The sequence below is a fragment of the Cupriavidus sp. IDO genome (genome assembly GCF_000812465.1).
Lineage (GTDB): Bacteria > Pseudomonadota > Gammaproteobacteria > Burkholderiales > Burkholderiaceae > Cupriavidus.
Genome location: NZ_JWMA01000029.1, coordinates 98228 through 113623 on the forward strand (window position 1 = coordinate 98228; position 15396 = coordinate 113623).

Here is a 15396-nt window from a genome sequence, read left to right on the forward strand (position 1 = left end):
GCAGTAATCGGCAGCAGCAAGAAGATTCAACAGTCAGAGAGGAATTCATGAGTGCAATCGTAGATATCATCGGTCGCGAGGTTCTCGACTCGCGCGGCAATCCCACCGTCGAATGCGACGTGCTGCTGGAATCCGGCGTGATGGGCCGTGCGGCCGTGCCGTCGGGTGCATCGACCGGCTCGCGCGAAGCCATCGAACTGCGCGACGGCGACAAGTCGCGCTACCTGGGCAAGGGCGTGCTGAAGGCCGTCGAGCACATCAACACCGAAATCTCCGAAGCCATCATGGGCCTGGACGCCTCCGAGCAGGCTTTCCTGGACCGCACCCTGATCGATCTGGACGGCACCGAGAACAAGGGCCGCCTGGGCGCCAACGCCATGCTGGCCGTGTCGATGGCCGTGGCAAAGGCTGCCGCGGAAGAAGCCGGCCTGCCGCTGTACCGCTACTTCGGCGGTTCGGGCGCGATGCAGATGCCGGTGCCGATGATGAACATCGTCAACGGCGGCGCGCACGCCAACAACAGCCTGGACATCCAGGAATTCATGATCATGCCCGTGTCGCAGACCAGCTTCCGCGAAGCCCTGCGTTGCGGCGCTGAAGTGTTCCACGCGCTCAAGAAGATCCTGGCCGACAAGGGCATGTCCACCGCCGTGGGTGATGAAGGCGGTTTCGCGCCGAACTTCTCGTCGAACGAAGAGTGCCTGAACACGGTCGTGCAAGCCATCGAGAAGGCTGGCTACCGCGCTGGTGAAGACGTGCTGCTGGCGCTGGACTGCGCCGCCAGCGAGTTCTACCACGAGGCCGAAGACGTCTACGTGCTGGAAGGCGAAGGCCTGAAGCTCACCTCCACGCAGTTCGCCGACTACCTGGCCAACCTGTGCGACAAGTTCCCGATCGTGTCGATCGAGGACGGCATGGCCGAAGGCGACTGGGACGGCTGGAAGACCCTGACTGAAAAGCTGGGCACGCGCGTGCAGCTGGTAGGTGACGACCTGTTCGTGACCAACACCAAGATCCTGAAGGAAGGCATCGAGAAGGGCATCGGCAACTCGATCCTGATCAAGATCAACCAGATCGGCACCCTGACCGAGACGTTTGCCGCCATTGAGATGGCCAAGCGCGCCGGCTACACCGCCGTGATCTCGCACCGTTCGGGCGAAACCGAAGACAGCACCATTGCCGACATCGCGGTGGGCACCAACGCCGGCCAGATCAAGACCGGCTCGCTGTCGCGTTCGGACCGTATCTCGAAGTACAACCAGCTGCTGCGCATCGAGGAAGACCTCGGCGATATCGCCAGCTACCCGGGCAAGAGCGCGTTCTACAACCTGCGCTAAGCCTGCCGGGCACATCACCCCGCCTTCGCGGGAATGATGTGCCGATGGCCCGAGATGGCGGCGGCACGGACTAGTTTCCGGCCGCCGCCGTTTTTGTATCCAAATCTGGCTGGCATTGCCTTCCGGCCGGAGTTCGCAGATCATTGTGCGGAATTTCTTGTCCGCAACCTTTCATGCGTCTGATCTCGCTGCTGTTGTTTGTGCTGCTGCTTGCGATCCAGTACCCGCTCTGGCTGGGCAAGGGCGGCTGGCTGCGCGTCTGGGACCTGAACCGCCAGGTGCAGGAGCAGAGCACGCGCAACCAGTCGCTCAAGCTGCGCAATGCCAAGCTGGAAGGGGAAGTGAAGGACCTCCAGGATGGCACCGGCGCGATCGAGGAGCGTGCCCGCTACGAGCTGGGCATGGTCAAGGATGGCGAGGTCTTCGTGCAGTTCGTCGCACCGGCACCGAAGGTCAGCGCCACGCCGCCGCTGCCGCCTCCGGCCAATTCCCCGGCCGCGACCGGCCATCCCTGAGTTTTCCGGAAATTACTGAATTGCCGTCTGCGTCACCTCGGCAGGGGCTGGCGTAGCGGACGGGCTCGCCCGCCGATCCTGAATCTGCCAGAGGCCTACCACCAGTACGGGTAGCCGCCCCAGCCCCAGTAGCCGGGCATTCCCACGCTCACGCCGCCTCCCCAGCGCCCGCCGCCCCAGCCGCCGTAATACAGGTTCCAGCTGGTATTCGGATAGGCATAGGCGGCCATTGCCTCGGCCTGTTGCTGGCGGGCAATGGCGTCTTCCTGCTCGTGCAGGATCTGCTGGTTCAGGGAATCGAGCTTCTGGCGTTCCTCTGGCGTGAGCGGGGCCGGAGGGATCGCATTGGGCACCAGCCGCGCCGTCGGCGGCGAGCCGTTCATGTCGCGCGGGATCTCGGCGCAGCCGCCCGCCAGCAGCAGGGCGCTGCCGACCAGCGTGATCGCAGAGATCCGACGTGCGGAGGTTGTACGGGATGGGGAGGACAGGGCTCGGACGGACATGATCGTTTCAGGCTCCCGAAAGAGGCGACCATTTAGCCGTTGGACACGTCGCCGGCCCGATGTTTCCCCGGCGCCACAGTCGTGCCGGCACCGGTTCCGTCCTTGTGTGCGCTACCGCATCAGTGATGCTGGTGCGCGCCGTCGCCGGCGCCGGTCGCGATATGCGCGGGCGCGAACAGCTGGGCGCAGTCGACCGGATCGAACTCGTAGCGCTGGCCGCAGAAATCGCAAAGGATCTCGACGTGCCCGCGCTCGGCGACGATGCCGTCGATCTCGGCCTGGCCCAGCGATTGCAGCATGCCAGCCACCTTCATGCGCGAGCACGAGCAGTTGAAATGCGGCGTCAGCGGCTCGAACACGCGCAGGCCTGCGTCTTGCAGGTCTTCCCAGAACAGGCGGCGCAGCAGCGTTTCCGGCGTTTCGGCCAGTAGCTCGTCCGCCTTGAGCGTGGTGCCGAGCTGGCACGCGCGGTCCCAGGTATCCAGGTCCTGCGCGCGGCCGTGGCCGGCCAGCGGCGAGCCGGTCTCGCCCACTTCGGCGGTGCCGCCATACGAGGGCAGTTTCTGCAGCAGCATGCCGGCGGCGACGTGGTCGTCAGCGGCAAGCCACAGGCGCGTATCGAGCTGCTCGGAGGCCTGCATGTAGTGCTCGAGTACGGCGCTCATCGAGTCCAGCGGGCCGTGGTGGTCGGCCAGCGGCACGATGCCCTGGTAGGGCTGCTGGCCCGGCAGCTTGTCCTGCGGGTCGAGCGTGATGGCAAAGCGGCCGTGGCCGGTGACGTTGACCATGTCGGCAAGTGTGGCATCGTCAGCGATCTGCGCGCCTTCGGCCAGCTTGGCGGTGGCGCGCATCGACAGGTCCGACAGGCATTCCACCACCAGCATGCGCACCGGGCCATCGCCATGCAGCTGCATGACCAGCGCGCCGTTGAACTTGAGATTGGCCGACAGCAGCGCGGACGCCGCCATCATCTCGCCCAGCACGCGCCGCACCGGCGCCGGATAGCTGTGCCGGCTCAGCACCTCCCGCCATGTGGCTTCCATGCGGACGAGTTCGCCACGCACGGGCGCCGCGTCAAACAGGAATTTCTGCAGGGTGTCGGGGGTCTGGGTATCGGTCACAATAATCTGTCGGTCAATCGGTTGATGCTACTTCGGGGGCTCGCGCGCTCGAATCAGTCAATACGCTTGAGTTGCTTCTTGTACATGGCCTGGCGCGTGGCGTAGGTCTCGGCGTTCCGGTACAGGTTGGCCACGTCCTGGTCGGTCAGCTGCCGCACGACCTTGGCCGGTGCGCCCAGGATCAGCGAGCGATCCGGGAAGACCTTGCCTTCGGTAACGACCGCTCCGGCGCCGACCAGGCACTCCTTGCCGATCACGGCGCGGTTCAGCACCACTGCCTGGATGCCGATCAGCGAGCCTTCGCCCACCGTGCAGCCGTGCAGCATGGCCTGGTGGCCAATCGAGACCTTGTCGCCCAGCGTCAGCGGGCAACCCGGGTCGGTGTGCAGGACCGAGCCTTCCTGGATATTGGTGTCGGCCCCCACCACGATCGGTTCGTTATCGCCCCGGATCACAACGCCAGGCCATGCGCTGGCGCGGGACTTGAGCGTCACGTTGCCGATGATGGTGGCTTCCGCCGCCACATAGGCGTCGCTGTCGATATTCGGGGTGAGCTCGCCGAGCTGGTAAAGCGCCATGACATCTCCTGCACAAAGGATTCACGTTATCTGGGGATTGCCGCCGGGCTTTAAAGGGTCTGGCTGGCTTTCAAAGGGCTGCGGAGCGGCCGGCGGGCGCCGTGGGAGGCATCCGGCAAGGCTCTACAATGGCGGCAGTCCGGATTTTACGCTCATGCCAGAAAAATCACCCGCTGCCCGTTCGCCTGATTCATCACTTTCGCCGCGCCGGCAGGCGCTGGCCGCGCTTTGCATGACCGATGCGCGGAGCAAGGCTTCGGCTGCGCGGGCGCTGTATCAGGCAATGCTTGCGGCCGGAGGGGACGAGGTCTTCCCAGGCGTGGATGAGGTGATCGTCGCCGATCCGGCGCTGCCCGTGCCGGGCCGTCCCGCCCTGCCGGAACTGGTTCCGCCGCAAAAGGTGGAGCGCCGCCGCTCGCTGCAGACCGAGGCTGGGCGCGCAGCCATGATCCACGCGCTGTGCCATATCGAGTTCAACGCCATCAACCTCGCGCTGGACGCCGTCTGGCGTTTTCCCGGCATGCCGTCAGGCTTCTATCGCGACTGGCTGCGCGTGGCCGATGAAGAGGCGCTGCATTTCACACTGCTGTCCGATCACCTCGCCACGCTCGGGTTTGCGTACGGCGATTTCCCCGCCCACAACAGCCTGTGGGAAATGGCCGACAAGACCGCCGGCGATGTGCTTGCGCGCATGGCGCTGGTGCCGCGCACGCTGGAAGCGCGCGGGCTGGACGCCTCGCCACCGGTGCGCGCGAAGCTGGCCAGCGCCGGCGACCACGCAGCGGCCGCCATCATCGACATCATCCTGCGCGATGAGGTCGGCCATGTGGCCATCGGCAACCACTGGTACCGGTGGCTGTGCGCCGAGCGCGGATTTGATCCGGTCGCGACCTATGCCACGCTGGCCGGGCAGTACCGCGCGCCCAAGCTGCGCGGTCCGTTCAATCTCGATGCACGCCGTGCGGCTGGTTTCGACGAGGACGAGCTGGCGTGGCTGGAGGCTTCGGCCGGCTAGTGTCTTTTTGCTGTGCGTTCTTCTTCCAGCAGCCGCAGCACGCGCCGCTGGATCTTGCCGGTGGTGGTCATCGGCAACTGGTCGATGAATTCGATGACCTTGGGATACTCGTACGGGGCCAGCTGCCCGCGAACGTGCTGCTGCAACTCGGCCACCAGCGCGGCATCGCCGTCGAACGAGCGCGCCACCGATGCCGTCAGCACGATAAACGCCTTCACCACCGCGCCGCGCTCGGGATCGGGCGACGGCACCACCGCGCAATTCGAGACGGCCGGATGCTTGAGCAGGCAGTTCTCGATTTCGCTCGGCCCGATGCGATAGCCCGAGGACTTGAACACATCGTCGGCGCGCCCCTGGTACCAGAGGTAGCCATCGGCATCGACCCGCGCCAGGTCGCCGGTGCGGCACCAGCGCAGCCCGTCGCGCTCCACATACTTGGCGGCCGTGGCAGCGTCGTTCTTCCAGTAGCCAAGAAAAAAGACCGGGTCCGGATGGCCGTGGATATCGGTCGCGCAGACCGCGACCTCGCCATCCTCGCCGGGCGGGCAGGGCAGGCCTTCGTCGTCGATGACCTGCACGCGGTGGCCGGGATAGGGGCGTCCCATCGAACCGGGCCGGGCAGGCCAGCCAAGCCGTGATTCGTCATGCTGGGCGGTGCAGTTGCCGACGATATAGTTGATCTCGGTCTGGCCGAACATCTCGTTGACGATCACGCCCAGCGCGTCGCGGCACCAGCTGAAGACCGTTTCGCCGACGGCCTCGCCGGCGCTCATCAGCGCGCGCAGCTTCAGCTTGTAGCGCTGCCGGGGCTCCGGGCAGGCCTTCATCATCTGCTTGAGCGCGGTCGGGAACAGGAAGGTGTTGGTGATGCCGTAGCGGTCGAGCAGCTCGAAGGCGCGCTCGGCCGAGAAGCGCCCCTGGTAGCCCAGGATGGGCTTGCCGAAGTAGAGCGCCGGCATCAGGGCGTCCCACAATCCGCCGGTCCAGGCCCAGTCGGCCGGGCTCCAGAACACGTCGTCGTCCTGCGGATACCAGTTCTGCGAGCAGACAAAGCCGGTCAGGTTGCCGATCAGCGCGCGATGCGGAATCACCGCGCCCTTGGGCGGGCCGGTGGTGCCGCTGGTGTAGATCAGCACCGCGGCCTCGTCGGCCTTGGTCTGCTCCGCCGTAAAGGTCGGCAGCTGCGCGGCCAGCAGGACATCCCAGTCGTGGTCGCCGCGCCCGCGGGCTTCGCCGGCGCCGATGACGGCTTTCAGCGTCGGGCACTCGGGGCGCGCGGCCAGGACATTGTCGATCGAGGTCTCGTCGGCAATCGCCAGGCAGGTCTCGCTGTGGTTGATGCGATAGGCCAGCGCCTCGGGCCCGAATAGCATCGACAACGGCATTGCAATCGCGCCAAGCTGGTAGATCGCCATGTGGGCAATCACGGTCTCGATGCGCTGGGGCATCACGATGGCGACCCGCTCGCCGCGCTGCACGCCCATTGCTCGCAGCGCCGCCGAGAGCCGGTTGGCTTCGGCCTGGATGTGGGCGTAGCTCCAGGCGTCGCGCCGCCCGTCCTCGTGCTCCGTGAACACGGCGATGCGGTCCATCGTGGCCGGATCGCGCGCCCAGCGGCCGCAGCATGCCTCTGCCAGATTGAAGAACTCGGGAATTTCCCAGCGGAAGGATTCGTACAGCGCGCGGTAGTCGTCGCGCCGGGTTGCCGGCAAGGCGGGTCCAGCCATCCATGTCTCCTGTTTATCGGCTCGGGCACCGCGTGCGGCAAGCGTCGGCCGCTATAATCAGTGCAATCGAACGGTCGTTCTATTTTATTGAGGCTTCCGTGCCAGCCCCCGCGAGCCGTTCAGACTGGCAGCACGAGAAGCCCGCACAACCAGGGCAAGGGTAGACACATGACAATCAAGGAAACCTCGCGGTCTGAATTTATCACGTTGCGTGGCCTGCGCTACCACGTGCGCCACTGGGGCCAGCCCGGTGCGCCGAAGCTGTTCATGCTGCACGGCTGGATGGATGTGGCCGCCTCGTTCCAATTTCTGGTCGATCACCTCAAGCGCGACTGGCACGTGATCGCGCCCGACTGGCGCGGCTTCGGCGAGACCGACTGGCCGACGCGATACCCCGGCACGCAGTCGTACTGGTTTGCTGACTATATTGCGGACCTCGAAGCCTTGCTCGACCACTTCCAGACGGAAGGGCAGGTCGACCTGGTGGGCCACAGCATGGGCGCCAATGTGGCCTGCCTGTACGCCGGCATCCGCCCCGAACGCGTGCGCCGCGTGGTGGATCTGGAAGGCTTCGGCATGACGCTCACGCGCGCGGAGCATGCGCCCAGGCGCTACGCGCGCTGGCTGGACGAGTTGCGCTCCGGGCAGGGACTGAAGACCTATGACAGCGTGGAAGGCGTGGCGGCACGCCTGCAGAAGACCAATCCGCGCCTGCCCGACGACCGCGCGGCTTTCCTCGCCGCGCACTGGTCACACCGCAACGAGGCAGGTCGCTGGGAGATCCTGGGTGACGCCGCGCACAAGCTGGTCAACCCGGTGCTGTACCGGCTGGATGAGGTGATGGCGATCTGGGCGCAGGTCACGGCGCCTGTGCTGCATGTGGAAGCGCGCGATTCCGCAACGCTCCGGCATATCGCGCACAAGCAGACCATCGAGGAATTCAAGCAGCGCTTCCAGGCGTTCCAGGACTTCCGCGAAGTCGTGATCGACGACGCCGGCCATATGCTGCACCACGACCAGCCGGCGGCCGTGGCCGGACTGATCGAGTCGTTCTGCGCCTGACGGCGGTGTCAGGCGTGCGTCAGCTTTTCCTTCAGCGTCGCGTTGTTGCTGGTATGTACGTGCACCAGCGCCCTTTCCGGGAACGCGTAGTGGTAGGCGCGCCGCAGCGCCAGCGCGGCTTCATGGAAGCCTGACAGGATCAGCTTCTGCTTGTTGGGGTAGTAGGCGATGTCGCCGGCGGCGAAGATGCCGCGCCGCGAGCTTTCATACGTGGTGGTGTCCACCAGGATGCGGCCGGCGCGCATGTCCATGTCCCACTGTGCAATCGGGCCGGGTTCGGAGACCAGTCCGTACAAGGCCACCAGTTCGTCCGCGGGCAGCGTCTGCGAACCGTCGCGGGTGCGGATTTCCACTGCGCTGAGCGCGCCGGCGGGGTCGGGGCCATCGGTCTTCAGCGCGCCCAGCATGCCGACCACGAAATCCATCTCGCCGGCCGCGACGGCCGCGTGCATCTCGGCGACGGTGCCGTCGGCGGCGCGGAAGCCGTCGCGCCGGTGCAGCAGCGTGACGCGGGCCGCGACCTTGCGCAACGCCAGCGCCCAGTCCAGCGCCGAGTCGCCGCCGCCGGCCACCACCACGCGCTTGCCGGCAAAGCGCGACACGTCGCGCACCGCGTAATGCAGGTGGCGGTTTTCCAGCGCCGCGGCCTCGGGCAGCGAGACGCGTTGCGGCGCGAAGGCGCCCGCGCCTGCGCAGATCAGGACCGCCGCTACGTCAAAGCGCCGGCCGGTATCGGTGGTCACGAGCATGCGCTCGTGGCCGTCGCCCGCGGGCTGCTCGGCGACACTTTCCGCGCGCTGCCCGAAATGCATCGGGAACGCAAACGGCGCACATTGCTCGAGCAGGCGGTCGACCAGGTCCTGGGCCAGGCAGCCGGGGACGGCGGGAATGTCGTAGATCGGCTTCTCGGGATACAACTCCGTGCACTGGCCGCCGGCGCGGTCGAGCACGTCGATCAGCTCGCACGTGAGGCCGAGCACGCCAGCCTGGAACGCGGCAAACAGGCCGACCGGGCCGGCGCCGACGATCAGTACGTCGGTGCGGGTGACTTCGGGGTTGGCGGCGGCGGAGGAGATGTCGGTCTGCATTGGCATGGCGGCGGCGCGTGACGGCGCCGTAATGTGGGTCTTCCAGGACCCGACTATACCCCGCCGGGAGTGCCGGGCGGCCGACGCCAGCGTTGCCGGCAGGGCTTTGCACGGCCGCAATGCCGGTTGCCCGGAGCCATCCCGGAAGCACGCGCGGGAGTAGAATAGGCGCATGCAAAACCCACATGCCATCAACGCCGACCTGCATTGCCATTCCACCGTGTCCGACGGCACGCTGCCGCCGCGCGCGGTGGCAGAGCTGGCGCACGCCGCGGGTGTCGAATACTGGGCGCTGACCGACCACGACGAGGTCGGCGGCCAGGCGGAGGCACGTGCCGTCGCTGAAGACCTGGGCATGCGCTACGTGCCTGGCGTGGAGATCTCGGTGACGTGGGCGGGGCAGACGGTGCACATCGTCGGCCTGCAGATCGACCCGTTCTGTCCCGAACTGATCGACGGCCTGGCCGAAACGCGCTCCGGCCGCGCACGCCGTGCGCGTGACATCGGCGATGCACTGGCAAAGATCGGCATCGAGGACGCCTACCATGGGGCGCTCAGGTATGTCGGCAACCCGGACCTGATCTCGCGCACGCACTTTGCGCGCTGGCTGGTGGACCAGGGGCATTGCGCGACCATCAGTGACGTGTTCAGCAAGTACCTCTCCGAAGGCCGTCCGGGCTACGTCGGCCACCGCTGGGCGAACCTCTCGGACGCCATCAGCTGGATCCGCGCGGCTGGCGGCATCGCCGTGATTGCCCATCCGGGCCGCTACAACTACACCGACACCCAGCACGACGCCCTGTTCGACGAGTTCACCGCGCTGGGCGGCGGTGCGGTCGAGGTCGTTACCGGCAGCCACACGCCGGACCAGTACCGCCGCTATGCCGATGTGGCCCGCCGTTATGGCCTGCTGGCGTCGCGCGGCTCCGATTTCCACGGGCCGGGCGAGGGCAGGATGGAGCTTGGCACATTGCCGCCGCTGCCCGCGACTGTCACGCCGGTCTGGCACGACTGGTAAGGCTGTCCGGACCATATTGACCCTGGGCAGGCGCGCACGCCCTTGCCTGGACTTCCGTTCCGAACCGCCAGAATCCAGACAATCCGCCCCTCCATGTCCCAGTACTTTGAGATTCATCCGGTCAATCCACAGCCGCGGCTGGTGAAGCAGGCCGCGCAGATCATCCAGAAGGGCGGGCTGATTGCCCTGCCTACCGATTCCAGCTATGCGCTGGCCTGCCAGCTTGACGACAAGGACGCGGTGGAGCGCCTGCGCCGCCTGCGCGGCATCGACGACAAGCACCACCTGACGCTGATGTGCCGGGACCTGTCCGAGCTGGGCAACTTCGCCCGCGTCGACAACCGCCAGTACCGCTGGATCAAGGGCGCCACGCCGGGCCCCTACGTCTTTATCCTGGAAGCGACCAAGGAAGTGCCGCGCCGGCTTTCGCACCCGGCGCGCAAGACCATCGGCGTGCGCGTGCCCGATCATCCGATCCCGCTGGCCGTGTTGGGCGAAACGGCTGAGCCGCTGCTGACTGCCACGCTGCAACTGCCCGGCGACGAGGCGCCGCTCAACGATCCGGCGGAAATTCGTGTCCGGCTGGAAAAGCTGCTGGACCTGGTGGTGTGCGGCGGGCCGGCGCCGGCCCAGCCGACCACGGTGATCGACCTGACCAGCGGCGAGCCGGAACTGGTCCGCGAGGGCCGGGGCGACGTAGCCAAATTCGGGCTCTGAGCCTGGCGGCAGGAGCGCTGCCGGCAGTGGTTTCCCGCCCTCATTCCCTGATCCGCCAGCCGGTCCGACCGGTACAATAGGGCCATGGATGCCTCCCTGATTCAGACCTTTGCGGTCTACGCCCTGCCGGTGCTGTTCGCCATCACCCTCCACGAAGCCTCGCACGGTTACGTGGCCAAACATTTTGGCGACAACACTGCTTATGCGCTGGGGCGTGTCAGCCTCAACCCGGCCCGCCACATCGATCCGATCGGCACCATCGCTGTGCCGCTGCTGCTATATCTCCTGACCAACGGCCAGTTCGTGTTTGGCTATGCCAAGCCGGTGCCGGTGGATTTCAGCCGCCTGCGCAATCCGCGCTGGCATGGCATGTGGGTCGCGCTGGCAGGCCCCGCCAGCAATGTGGTGCAGGCTTTCGTGTGGGCACTGCTGGCGATCGGGCTGGCATGGATGCGCGTGTCGGAGCCGTTTTTTGGTGAAATGGCCCGCGCCGGCGTGCTGGTCAACCTGGTGGTTGCGGCCTTCAACCTGTTCCCGATTCCGCCGCTGGACGGTGGTCGCGTGCTGACCGCGCTGCTGCCGCAGCGGATTGCCTACGCCGTGTCGCGCGTCGAGCCCTACGGCATTTTCGTGGTGCTGGCGCTGGTCGCGGCAGGGGTCATTACCCAGGTCTGGATGCGTCCCGTGATCAATCTGCTGAGCTCGATCGTCGAGCTGATGCTGCGGCCGGTGATCATGCTCCTGCAGTGAGCGGCGCCTGTCGAATGCTGGCCGGCTGCTGAAGCATGACCTTCCTGATACCTGAAACATGATGTTCCCAGATCGCGTTTTTTCCGGCATGCGGCCGACCGTGGCTGCTGCGCGCCATCGCCGGTCACGGCTGCGGCAAGGTCATCCGGGGCGCGCGCGCGACGATGCGCGACGTGAGCTCCGCGACGGGCCTCGGCTACCGCTGACAAGGAACGCACAATGACGCTGATGCATCCGCCGCTTGCCGCGCCCTCCGGCTGGATTTCCCGCTGGGCCCATCTCGTCCGCCCCGGTGGCCGCGTGCTGGACCTGGCCTGCGGCAGCGGCCGTCACGCCGGCTGGTTCGCCGCGCGTGGTTATGCCGTGCTGGCAGTGGATCGCGATGCCGACGCCGTCGCTGGCCTGCCGGCGACGGTGACCGGCCGCGTAGCCGACCTGGAGCAGGGCGACTGGCCGCTGGGCGATGCGGGGCTGTTCGATGCCGTCGTCGTGACCAATTACCTACACCGGCCGCTGTGGCCGCATTTGTCGGAAGCGCTCGCACCGAGTGGGGTGCTGCTGTACGAAACCTTTGCAAGCGGCAATGAGACGGTCGGAAAGCCTTCCCGGCCCGATTTTTTGCTGAAGCCGGGTGAGCTGCTCGATGTCGCGCGCGAACGCGGCCTGCGTGTGATCGGCTATGAGGATGGTGTACTGGAAGTGCCGAAAACGGCCTTCGTGCAGCGCTTATGTGCCGTGCGCGAGGTGGCTTCCGGGGCAGGGGAGGCAGATCCGCCACGCTATCCGCTTCCCGCCTGAAAGGTCACGTGCGGCGGTCGGCGAGAATGCCGCTGCACACGTTGAACCTCTTAGTATAAGCACCCGTCCAACCGGCGGTCGAAGCAGCCGACGGTTCCGGTACAATCCCGTTATTCGCATCCCGAATTCCCTAACGTTATGACACAGATTACCGGCAGCATCGTCGCCATCGTCACTCCGATGCAGGAGGACGGCAGCCTGGACTTCCCGGCGCTGCGCGCCCTGATCGACTGGCACGTGGCCGAAGGCACCGATGCCATCGTGATCGTTGGCACGACCGGCGAGTCGCCCACCGTCTCGGTGGAGGAACACTGCGAGCTGATCCGCGTGGCCGTGGAGCAATCCGGCAAGCGCATCCCGATCATCGCCGGGACCGGCGGCAACTCGACCAAGGAAGCCATCGAACTGACGGCCTTCGCCAGGCAGGTCGGCGCCGATGCCTCGCTGCAGGTCGTGCCGTACTACAACAAGCCGACCCAGGAAGGCATGTACCGCCATTTCCGCACCATCGCGGAAGCGGTGGACCTGCCGGTGGTGCTGTACAACGTGCCGGGCCGCACGGTTGCGGACATGAACAACGACACCATCCTGCGCCTGGCGCAGGTGCCGGGCATTGTCGGGGTGAAGGAAGCAACCGGCAATATCGACCGCGCCGCGCAACTGATCAATGACGCCCCGGAAGGCTTCGCCATCTACAGCGGCGACGATCCCACCGCCGTGGCGCTGATCCTGCTGGGCGGCCAGGGCAATATCTCGGTTACCGCAAACGTGGCGCCGCGCAAGATGCACGAGATGTGCGCGGCGGCACTGAAGGGCGATGTCGTCACCGCGCGCCGCCTGCATATGGAACTGATTGCGCTGAACAAGGCCATGTTCGTCGAAGCCAATCCGATTCCGGTCAAGTGGGCGCTCCAGCAAATGGGCAAGATGCAGGGCGGTATCCGCCTGCCGCTGACCCCGTTGTCCGAGAGCAACCACGATGTCGTACGCAAGACGCTGGCTGCCGCCGGCCTGCTGGCCTGATCTCGCGGCGCTCTGCTGTCACTCCATCAACTAGGATTGCGTGTCAATGAAACTCAAGCTTAACCGCCGCGGCATGACGCAAGTCCGCCGCGCCGCTCTGGTTGCGCCCGTGCTTGCCGTGGGCGTGATGACTGGCTGCAGCAGCATCAATGAAGCGATGCAGCCGGACAAGATCGACTACAAGTCCTCCGCGTCGAAGCGGACGCCTTCGCTGGACGTGCCTCCGGACCTCACGCGCCTGGAAGGCGACCGCCGCTACTCGGTACCTGACCAGAGCGGCACCTCGACCCTGTCGACCTACAACCAGGCTACGCGGGTACGCGAGGCATCTCCGACGGAGAACGTCCTGCCTTCCGCGCAGGGCATCCGCATGGAGCGTGACGGCAACCAGCGCTGGCTGGTGATCAGCAATGGCATGCGTGCCGACCAGCTGTGGCAGTCGCTGCGCGGCTTCTGGCAGGAGAGCGGCTTCCTGCTGGTGCAGGACTCGCCCGAGACCGGCATCATGGAAACGGACTGGGCCGAGAACCGCGCCAAGATCCCGCAGGACATCATCCGCAACACCATCGGCAAGGTGTTCGATGGACTGTACTCGACGTCCGAGCGCGACAAGTTCCGCACCCGCGTCGAGCGCGCGCAGAACGGTACGATGGAAGTCTTCATCAGCCACCGCGGCGCCCAGGAGCAACTGACCGGCGTCGACAAGTCCAGCACGGTCTGGACCCCGCGTCCGGCCGATCCTGAGCTGGAAGCCGAATTCCTCTCGCGCCTGGCGCAACGCCTTGGCGTGCAGAAGGACCAGGCCGACAACATGGCAAAAAATCCGACGCCTGCCGGTATCGGCACGGGTGGCGCAGCCGCAGCTGGCGCAACTGCCGCGGCCGGCACCGATGCTGCTGCCGCCAGCGCTGCGTCGGGCAAGTCGTACCTGTCCCAGGTCAATGGCGCACCGGCGCTGCAACTGCCGGAGCCGTTCGACCGCGCATGGCGCTCGGTCGGCCTGTCGCTCGATCGCGTCAACTTCACGGTTGAGGATCGCGACCGCGCTCAGGGCCTGTACTATGTGCGCTACGTGGATCCGCGCGCCAACGTCGACAGCCGTGGCTTCTTCTCCAAGCTGTTCACCAAGCCTGACGATGCGAAGACCGCCAAGAAGTACCGCGTCTCGCTCAAGGGCACGGGCAGCGGCACGCTGGTCACCGTCCTGAACGATGCCGGCCAGCCGGAGAATACCGAAATCGGCAAGCGCATCCTCTCGCTGCTGGACGAGCAACTCCACTGACGCGGGTTGTGCCGGTAAATCAAGCGGGCCGCAAGGCCCGGTCTGCCAGCGGGCGGGCGCAAGCATGATGTGCTTCGCCTTTCTCGGTAGCGGCAGCGAGGGGAACTCGCTGCTGATCGAATCCCGCGAGGGAACCACCACTACCCGTGTATTGCTGGACTGCGGCTTCGGCATCCGCGAGACGGCCCGGCGCCTCGAGCGCCTGGGCGTCACGCCGGATCAGCTGGACGCGGTGCTGGTCACCCACGAGCATGGCGACCATGTCGGCTCGGCCTACGCCTTTGCCGCGCGCCATCGCCTGACGGTCTACACCAGTCATGGCACATGGCTGGCAACCTCGCATATGCGCGGCGCCGACGTGGCCGATGTGCGTGTCTGCTGCGCCGACCGTGCCTTCGATGTCGGCGGCCTTCAGATGCTTCCCTACACGGTTCCCCATGATGCGCGCGAGCCATTGCAGTTCGTGTTGTCGGATGGCAACGCAAGGCTCGGTGTGCTGACCGATGCAGGCATGGAGACGCCTTATGTGATTGCGCATCTGGCAGGTGTGGATGCGCTCGTGCTCGAATGCAATCACGACCGCGAGCTGCTGCGCAACTCGGTCTATCCGGCTTCCCTGAAGCGCCGCATTGGCGGGGATTTTGGCCATCTCGCGAATGAGGTAGCGTCGAGCATCCTCGCGCAGGTGGCGCACGCGGGCCTCACGCGAGTGGTGGCGGCCCACCTGAGCAAGCAGAACAACACGCGCGAGCTTGCAACAGGAGCGCTGGCCACGGCCCTGGGTGTAATGCCGGCCGATGTGCTGGTTGCCGACCAGGAAGAGGGACTCGACTGGCAGGCGGTGCGAGCCTGACGCGAAAGC

Annotated in this window: 16 protein-coding genes; 11 read left to right on the forward strand and 5 right to left on the reverse strand. The window is 66.3% G+C overall.

The annotated features are described in order from the left end of the window. The first annotated feature begins 47 nt into the window (after positions 1–47). Complete coding sequence (gene eno / locus RM96_RS09950; RefSeq protein WP_039010209.1) at positions 48–1337, forward strand: phosphopyruvate hydratase; 1290 nt, start codon at positions 48–50, stop codon at positions 1335–1337. 173 nt (positions 1338–1510) lie between these two features. Beyond that, positions 1511–1852 carry a cell division protein FtsB gene (ftsB, locus tag RM96_RS09955; RefSeq protein ID WP_039010210.1) on the forward strand — a complete coding sequence of 114 codons (342 nt, stop codon included), beginning with the start codon at positions 1511–1513 and terminating at the stop codon, positions 1850–1852. Positions 1853–1947: 95 nt separating this feature from the next. On the opposite strand, the gene RM96_RS09960 is transcribed toward ftsB, so the two are convergent. The 3 genes from RM96_RS09960 to RM96_RS09970 form a co-directional block, all read right to left on the reverse strand. Continuing rightward, positions 1948–2355: a hypothetical protein gene (locus RM96_RS09960; protein WP_039010211.1), complete on the reverse strand. Its 408-nt coding sequence runs from the start codon at positions 2353–2355 to the stop codon at positions 1948–1950. 119 nt (positions 2356–2474) lie between these two features. Next, a complete protein-coding gene (gene hslO / locus RM96_RS09965; protein WP_039010212.1) occupies positions 2475–3476 on the reverse strand; it encodes an Hsp33 family molecular chaperone HslO in 1002 nt (333 codons plus the stop codon). A 53-nt stretch (positions 3477–3529) separates the two neighbouring features. Beyond that, positions 3530–4054 carry a gamma carbonic anhydrase family protein gene (locus RM96_RS09970; protein ID WP_039010213.1) on the reverse strand — a complete coding sequence of 175 codons (525 nt, stop codon included), beginning with the start codon at positions 4052–4054 and terminating at the stop codon, positions 3530–3532. A gap of 154 nt (positions 4055–4208) precedes the next feature. Between RM96_RS09970 and RM96_RS09975 the strand changes: the two genes are divergently transcribed. After that, the gene (locus RM96_RS09975) at positions 4209–5069 is read left to right on the forward strand and encodes a ferritin-like domain-containing protein (protein WP_039010214.1); all 861 of its coding nucleotides are present in this window, start codon (positions 4209–4211) and stop codon (positions 5067–5069) included. On the opposite strand, the gene RM96_RS09980 is transcribed toward RM96_RS09975, so the two are convergent. Beyond that, on the reverse strand, positions 5066–6796 hold the full coding sequence (locus tag RM96_RS09980; RefSeq protein WP_039010215.1) for an acyl-CoA synthetase: 1731 nt from the start codon (positions 6794–6796) through the stop codon (positions 5066–5068). The genes RM96_RS09975 and RM96_RS09980 overlap by 4 nt on opposite strands. Positions 6797–6964: 168 nt before the next feature. Here RM96_RS09980 and RM96_RS09985 point away from each other — a divergent pair, with 168 nt between their 5' ends. After that, the gene (locus RM96_RS09985; protein WP_039010216.1) at positions 6965–7858 is read left to right on the forward strand and encodes an alpha/beta fold hydrolase; all 894 of its coding nucleotides are present in this window, start codon (positions 6965–6967) and stop codon (positions 7856–7858) included. Between the two features lie 8 nt (positions 7859–7866). Here RM96_RS09985 and RM96_RS09990 read toward each other — a convergent pair whose 3' ends face one another. Further along, entirely contained in the window at positions 7867–8946 is a 1080-nt protein-coding gene (locus RM96_RS09990; RefSeq protein ID WP_039010261.1) for an NAD(P)/FAD-dependent oxidoreductase, read from the reverse strand. A 172-nt stretch (positions 8947–9118) separates the two neighbouring features. On the opposite strand from RM96_RS09990, the gene RM96_RS09995 reads away from it, so the two are divergent. From RM96_RS09995 to RM96_RS10025, 7 genes are all read left to right on the forward strand, one after another. After that, positions 9119–9964 carry a 3',5'-nucleoside bisphosphate phosphatase gene (locus RM96_RS09995; RefSeq protein ID WP_039010217.1) on the forward strand — a complete coding sequence of 282 codons (846 nt, stop codon included), beginning with the start codon at positions 9119–9121 and terminating at the stop codon, positions 9962–9964. A gap of 93 nt (positions 9965–10057) precedes the next feature. After that, entirely contained in the window at positions 10058–10681 is a 624-nt protein-coding gene (locus tag RM96_RS10000; protein WP_039010218.1) for an L-threonylcarbamoyladenylate synthase, read from the forward strand. A gap of 84 nt (positions 10682–10765) precedes the next feature. Further along, the gene (locus RM96_RS10005) at positions 10766–11431 is read left to right on the forward strand and encodes a site-2 protease family protein (RefSeq protein ID WP_039010219.1); all 666 of its coding nucleotides are present in this window, start codon (positions 10766–10768) and stop codon (positions 11429–11431) included. 219 nt (positions 11432–11650) lie between these two features. Next, a complete protein-coding gene (locus RM96_RS10010) occupies positions 11651–12229 on the forward strand; it encodes a class I SAM-dependent methyltransferase (protein WP_039010220.1) in 579 nt (192 codons plus the stop codon). Between the two features lie 138 nt (positions 12230–12367). Further along, complete coding sequence (gene dapA, locus RM96_RS10015) at positions 12368–13252, forward strand: 4-hydroxy-tetrahydrodipicolinate synthase (protein ID WP_039010221.1); 885 nt, start codon at positions 12368–12370, stop codon at positions 13250–13252. A gap of 46 nt (positions 13253–13298) precedes the next feature. After that, positions 13299–14534 carry an outer membrane protein assembly factor BamC gene (bamC, locus tag RM96_RS10020; protein ID WP_039010222.1) on the forward strand — a complete coding sequence of 412 codons (1236 nt, stop codon included), beginning with the start codon at positions 13299–13301 and terminating at the stop codon, positions 14532–14534. A gap of 64 nt (positions 14535–14598) precedes the next feature. Then, entirely contained in the window at positions 14599–15387 is a 789-nt protein-coding gene (locus tag RM96_RS10025) for an MBL fold metallo-hydrolase (protein ID WP_039010223.1), read from the forward strand. The last annotated feature ends 9 nt before the right edge of the window (positions 15388–15396 follow it).